Annotated in this window: 8 protein-coding genes; all 8 read right to left on the bottom strand. The window is 65.1% G+C overall.

Features of this window, described 5'->3' with window-relative positions; translation table 11 throughout:
* Positions 1 to 904, bottom strand: a 904-nt coding sequence (locus QZ709_RS04515) for a DUF6094 domain-containing protein (protein WP_294636129.1), incomplete at its 3' end; no start/stop codon positions are given.
* A 64-nt stretch (positions 905 to 968) separates the two neighbouring features.
* A complete protein-coding gene (locus tag QZ709_RS04510) occupies positions 969 to 1,619 on the bottom strand; it encodes a hypothetical protein (protein ID WP_294636128.1) in 651 nt (216 codons plus the stop codon).
* Positions 1,620 to 1,695: 76 nt separating this feature from the next.
* Positions 1,696 to 1,956 (bottom strand): hypothetical protein, encoded by a 261-nt coding sequence (locus QZ709_RS04505; protein ID WP_261659723.1) that lies wholly within the window; start codon positions 1,954 to 1,956, stop codon positions 1,696 to 1,698.
* Between the two features lie 16 nt (positions 1,957 to 1,972).
* Positions 1,973 to 2,380 (bottom strand): hypothetical protein, encoded by a 408-nt coding sequence (locus QZ709_RS04500; RefSeq protein WP_261659724.1) that lies wholly within the window; start codon positions 2,378 to 2,380, stop codon positions 1,973 to 1,975.
* A gap of 99 nt (positions 2,381 to 2,479) precedes the next feature.
* Positions 2,480 to 2,803: a hypothetical protein gene (locus QZ709_RS04495; protein ID WP_261659725.1), complete on the bottom strand. Its 324-nt coding sequence runs from the start codon at positions 2,801 to 2,803 to the stop codon at positions 2,480 to 2,482.
* A 94-nt stretch (positions 2,804 to 2,897) separates the two neighbouring features.
* Positions 2,898 to 3,587 carry a DUF3275 family protein gene (locus QZ709_RS04490; protein WP_261659726.1) on the bottom strand — a complete coding sequence of 230 codons (690 nt, stop codon included), beginning with the start codon at positions 3,585 to 3,587 and terminating at the stop codon, positions 2,898 to 2,900.
* A 95-nt stretch (positions 3,588 to 3,682) separates the two neighbouring features.
* A complete protein-coding gene (locus QZ709_RS04485; protein WP_261659727.1) occupies positions 3,683 to 4,510 on the bottom strand; it encodes a DUF932 domain-containing protein in 828 nt (275 codons plus the stop codon).
* 150 nt (positions 4,511 to 4,660) lie between these two features.
* Positions 4,661 to 5,444: DUF3577 domain-containing protein (locus QZ709_RS04480; protein ID WP_294636127.1), on the bottom strand; the 784-nt coding region annotated here is incomplete at its 5' end.

The raw sequence follows: 5,444 nt of genomic DNA, 5'->3' as shown, positions 1-5,444 counted from the left end.
CCGAGATCGCGCCCGCGGCCAGCGCCAGGGCGAGATGCCAGTGGGACAAGGCCCGCGCCGGCGGACGCAGCGACTGCTGCGCGGCCCCCAGGTGCGTATCCAGCGACGGCCAGAGGCCCTGGAGCCTGCTCACCTCATCGGCGAACTGCTCCGGCTCCATCGTCACGCGGAAAAAGCTCTCCGGCTCGGCCGGACTGGCGGGGACGATGTACGGCAGGAACGGCCATTCGCTCGGCAATTCCTCGGCTTCGACTTCGCCTTGCCCCACCTGCAGCAGCAGATTGCGCACAGCCTTGATGCCATCGGGCACCTGCTCGCGCTGGCGCACCCGGCGACCGAAGATCACCACCTGCTTGAACTGCGTCTCCACCGCTCGGTAGATCCGCAGGTCCGTGTAGTGGCGTGTCAGCCAGCCGACTAGCTCCGCGTCGAGCACGTAGCCAGGGACGATGAAGACCAGCACGCCGCCGTACTGCAACAGCGACAGGGTGCGTTGGTAGAACAGCTTTTCGAGGCGGGCACGGCCCTGGCCCTGGTAGCCGATGTTGCCGTTCACGTCCTTGGACAGATCGCCATACGGCGGGTTGAGCCAGAGCAGCCCGAAGGACTGCTTGGAGATCATCGTGTCCATCAGGTCCGCGTGCAGGCAGTGATCGACCAGGCCGCGGGCATGGCGTGCCCGCTCCGCGTCGAACTCGACGGCGAAAGCCTTGGCCTGCTCGCGCCCGAGGGCATGAGCGGCTTCGGCGATCGCCACGCCTTCGCCGGCGCAGGGATCGAGGATGCATATCGGGCCATCGCTGGGCATCAGTGCGTTGAGGGCTCTTTCGAGCGTGGGCTCATCCGTGGGGAAGTACCCGTTCTTCACAAAATTGCGGGCGAGCCGCGGGAACATGAGGGCCATGGAAGTCTCCTGGTGGGCGGGGATGAAGGGCGAAAGCACGCCTTGGCGTGCTCTCGCGGGTGGGTCAAGCCGCTACCGCTTCCGGCGTCCAAATCTTGGCCGGATAGGGATAGGCGGTGAGCACGTCACTGCGGATCAGGGAGCCCAGCGCCAGGGTCAGCGCAGGCACGTCGATGGCGAGCCGATGGCCTTCCAGCGGCCCGAGGGCGAACGGAAGGCGGGCCAGCATCTCGCGGCTTTGCAGCAGTTCCAGCACGGTCTCGCGCCAGTGGTCGAGCAGCGGCAGTGGGCAGGTGTCGCGCACCAGCATCCACAGGCGATCCAGCCGGTGGGCGCTGTCGCGCGGCAGCAATGCCAGTGCGCTGGCGTTGGCCTTGTCGGGCTTGACGCAGCGCCGGTCGAACAGCCACACGTTGGACAGCGAACCGAACAGCGTCCGCCGGTAAGCGCGCGTGATGCGCTTTTCCAGGCGATCGACGTTGCCGATGAACACCGGGACGCTGCCGCCCTGGCCGGTGATGACGTGGAACTGGTCCAGCCCCTGTTCGTCGCGCCCTAGGGTCAGACGAGCGAGGAACTGCTGGACGGCGGTGTCGCGCGCCCAGATCGACAGGAAGATCAGATTGCCCTGGTCATCGCCGACGCAAGCGTCGGTCATCACGTCGGAGCATTCGTCGATGCGATACAGCGTGGTGGAAGAAGTGTTTGCGGGCATGGTGGTGTCCTCGGATCAACGGGAACAGCACCGCCCGCTGGGGCAAGTACTGCCCCAGGGGGTGGAAGAAAGCCGCTCAGTCCGGCTCGAACTGCCGGGTGTGCGGGTTGAAGTGCAGCGCCTCATCTACCGAAGTGATTGGCGTGAAGCCCTCCAGGTAGATGTTGTTGAGGTACTGGTCGCGGTAGGTCAGTGCCTGCCGTGCCTGTTCCTCGGTGAGGCCGTTGCTGATGAAGTACTCCAGCATTTCCTCGTCGGAAGAAACTTCGTCGTTGGACAAACTCCCTTCAAGGAGCTTCAACAGCGAGGGAGGGAGCGCAGCCAGGATCGGGTCCATGTCGGTTCCTCCTGGCTCAGGCCATCAGCGCTGCGGTGGGTGCCGCAGATGCCTTGGGTGTGCGCCGCCGCGCGTGGTAGGCGCGAACGCCTGCACGCCAGTCGGCGGACTGCTCCGGTGCGAGGTCCAGATAGGACTGCGGGCACGTGTAGTAGTACGGGTGCATGGACTCGTCCAGTGGCTTGTAGCCCCACTGGTTGCCGCTGCGTTCAAGCAGATCGCAACGGATGCAGCGCAGGGATTGGCCCGGCGCGAGATGACGATGCACGCCTTCGGCCTTGGCCGTCACTTCCGCGACGGACCAGAGGACGTTGCCGCGCAGCGCGTGGGCAATGACCTTGACGCTGGCGCGCTCGGTCTCTTGCGGTGCGATCAGTTCCGCGATCAGTTCAGACCGCGATTTGGGGGAGAAATACCAGCCCATGAGAGGCCTCCTGAAAAGTGGAGCCGGAGGCCTCCCCTGGGGAAGAACCCCCAGCGGGTGATGGAATGCCGCGTGAGCGGCGATGGAACTCAGTGCAGACTAGGAACCGCAACCGGCTGGGCAGCAGCCCAGCGTGATCCCGTGCGAGCAGCAGCCGTTGTCGGCCAACCAGTCCTGGGTTTCCTGCCGTTCGGCAGGTGTTGCGTAGTCCCAATCCTGGGCTGCGATTTCCAAGGCATGAGCGCGCTGGCTTTCCGGCAACCGAGTGGCTTGCGCGTCGATCTCCGAACTGAAAAGCGTGACCCAGTGATCCCAGGACAGGCCGCAACCACGCTGGGCGTGCTCGGCGGCCGTCTTGCAGACAGCGCGCCACGCGGGTTCGTCCAGCGTGGACTGGGGTGCATCGCAAGCGATGGTGGACATGATAGAGACCTCCACAAGAAAGCCGGAGCCTCCCCCGCATGGGGAAGGAACCCCGGCGGGTGGATGAAGAACACCGTGGATGCGGCGTCTGCGATCACGCAGGTTGCAGTTCGGCTTGGCGGCTCCACTCCTGCGTCTTGAAGTCCAGTGCGTAGCCCAGTTCACCCAGGCGGGCGATCTGCGCGCGCAAGGTGCGGCGGTCGATGGTCGAATCCAGTTTCACGGACTCACCCAGCGGCCAGAGCAGCCCGAACAGTGCGGCGTCGCCATCTTCGGTGCTGCCAGCGGCAGCAGCCGCAGCGGGCGGCGGCGCATCCACACCAAAAGGCGTGGTATCGACCAGCGGGTCCGCCGATGCCTGCACGGGTGCGGGTTTGGCAGGTCTGGATGCCTTCGCGGGCTTGGCCGGCGTTGTCGCAGGCTGCGTACCCAGCTCTTCATCGAGCGGGTCGACATCCTGGGTGGCGAAGCTGCGTGCTTCGTCACGGCTCAGTTTGTCGATGCCGTTGAGCGTCATTCCGTCGAGGCTGGCGCGGATCTCGAACCGCATGCCGCCACCAACCGGATAGGACCTCGGAAAGATGTAGCGGATGATGAACTCCCCGTCGTACTTGCCTTCGGGGTATTGCTCCAGCTCGGGGTCCTTGACCTCGAACACACCGAGGTGCGTCGCGAGGCGACCGACCGTGAACGGGCCGTTCTTGCCGCGGATGGTGCGCAGCGTGAGTTGGCCCGGAACGACGATGGGCGATACCGATCTCTCGGGTGCCGATGTGGTTGCCATGATGGTTCTCCTGATGATGAATGACGGGACGCCGACGGCACCCGGTGGATGAAAGGGAATGGGCCTCGCCCGAAATGAGCGAGGTCCACCTGGCATCACGCCTTGAGCTGGCGCATGCCTTCAGCCAGGAGCCACAGCGCCCGGTTCAGGCGCAGGTTCTGGTCGATTCCTTGCACCGGACGGGTGCGTTGATGGCGGCCGTTGGCCGAGCGTCCACTCAGCCCCCCTTTGACGAGGTTCTCCTGGACGCGGTTGAAGACGGCCCACAGGTCGCCCTTGCAGTCGTCCCAGCGTCGCGGGGCCAGCAGTTGGCTTTCCGTGACAGGCGTGGACTTGGCCGGGTCGTCGTACTTGAGTGCGAGGGCGGAATGCGCAAATATTTCCGCTTCGCCCTCATCGAGGGTGATGGTGCGCATCGCATCGCGCGAGTTCTGCACGCGCTCGAAGCCTTCGAGGACTTCGTAAGCACCTTCGATCACCTGGCTTGCCACGTCGCCCTTGTGGGGCACGCGGATGTCGGCGGTGGTGTCACCGCAGACCAGGCCGTTGTGGCAGACGAACCGGAACATGCCGGCCAGCATCTGGTAGCTGCTCGTGCCGTCGTGGCTGTTGAGCAAGATGATCTCGTTTGCCTCGTCGCCATTGATCTGGCTGGCATGGCGAAGTCGGATGAGATGCTTGGTGTATTCGCGCCGGTCTTCGTTACGCACGCGCGTCTGGCACACCATGAAGGGCTCGAACCCCTCCTGGCGCAGCTTGGTCAGCACGGTCGCGGTCGGTATGTAGGCATACCGATCGGACCGGCTCCCATGCGGAGCGTCGGCAAAGATCGATGGAGCAACAGCACGGATGCGGTCATCCGAGAGCGGGCGATCGGAACGCAGAATCGGGGACTGCGGGGCAAAACGGGATGCCAGAGACATGGTTGTTCTCCTTGGAGAAATGCGACAACCGCGCGGTCCTGAAACCACGCGGAACTCGGGGGATGAAGAGCGCAGACGCGCTGGGCGCCAAGGGGCGCAGCGGTTGCGAGGGATGAGAAGCGACAAGGCCCCGTGAGGGGCCATGCCGGTTCAGAACGAAGCAGCCAATGCCGGCTCCTGCTCCTCGACTTCACCTGCGGGCTCGCGCTCGGCGGGCTCGACAGGCTGGTCGGCAGCGGTGTCGGCGGCAACCTCGGCTTCGGGCGCGGGTGCGTCCTCGGCTTGCGCCTGGCTCGTCGGATAGACCTGGGTGCCGTCGATCTTGATGAGACCGATGTGGACCAACGTCGATTCCAGGCTCGCTCCCGGTTCCCCGGCGCGCTCGCCCTTGGTGCGGATGTACGGATCGATCTTCATGTCGTTCAGACGGAAGGCGATCAGCACCTTGCGGTCCCCTTCGATGGCCTGCACGCACCGGCGAACCAGGTGCTCGGCTTCAGGGGTGGCGACGATGGTGTCGAAGTACCGATATTCCGGTTCACCGACAGGTCCGGCCAGCGCCGCGACGCAGCACGACAGGAACGGATCGCCATCCTTGGGGGAGACGTCCTTCGGACGGCTGAGGTAGCCGATGCCGCGGGTGATCAGCTCGTGCTGCTTGATCGAAGCCAGTTCGGCCCGGTCAAGCGGCTCGGCCTTCAGCAGTCGCGCCTTCATAGACGCGGCGGCCTGGCCCTTGTGCTCACCCTTGTCGCGGATGTACGCATCGCCCCAGAGGTCGCCGAGGCGGAAGCGCACCAGCGGCCGCTGCTTGGGATCATCAACGCCGATGTGGCGCTCGACCAGTTTCTTGGCCTCGGCACCCGAGACCTTGACGTCGAAGTAGCGGTAGCTGGGGTCCTTGGCGGAACCGACCAGCGCGGCGATGGTGCAT

Source organism: uncultured Aquabacterium sp. (assembly GCF_913773725.1).
Taxonomy (GTDB): domain Bacteria; phylum Pseudomonadota; class Gammaproteobacteria; order Burkholderiales; family Burkholderiaceae_C; genus Aquabacterium.
The sequence above is the reverse complement of the archived record's forward strand: the minus strand, read 5'-3'. Positions and strand labels throughout refer to the sequence as shown.

Bases quoted from the DNA above. Each gene is read 5' to 3' on its own strand.
- QZ709_RS04490 (WP_261659726.1), bottom strand. From the start codon at position 3,587: ATGGCAACCACATCGGCACCCGAGAGATCGGTATCGCCCATCGTCGTT.
- QZ709_RS04500 (WP_261659724.1), bottom strand. From the start codon at position 2,380: ATGGGCTGGTATTTCTCCCCCAAATCGCGGTCTGAACTGATCGCGGAA.
- QZ709_RS04485 (WP_261659727.1), bottom strand. From the start codon at position 4,510: ATGTCTCTGGCATCCCGTTTTGCCCCGCAGTCCCCGATTCTGCGTTCC.
- QZ709_RS04510 (WP_294636128.1), bottom strand. From the start codon at position 1,619: ATGCCCGCAAACACTTCTTCCACCACGCTGTATCGCATCGACGAATGC.
- QZ709_RS04505 (WP_261659723.1), bottom strand. From the start codon at position 1,956: ATGGACCCGATCCTGGCTGCGCTCCCTCCCTCGCTGTTGAAGCTCCTT.
- QZ709_RS04495 (WP_261659725.1), bottom strand. From the start codon at position 2,803: ATGTCCACCATCGCTTGCGATGCACCCCAGTCCACGCTGGACGAACCC.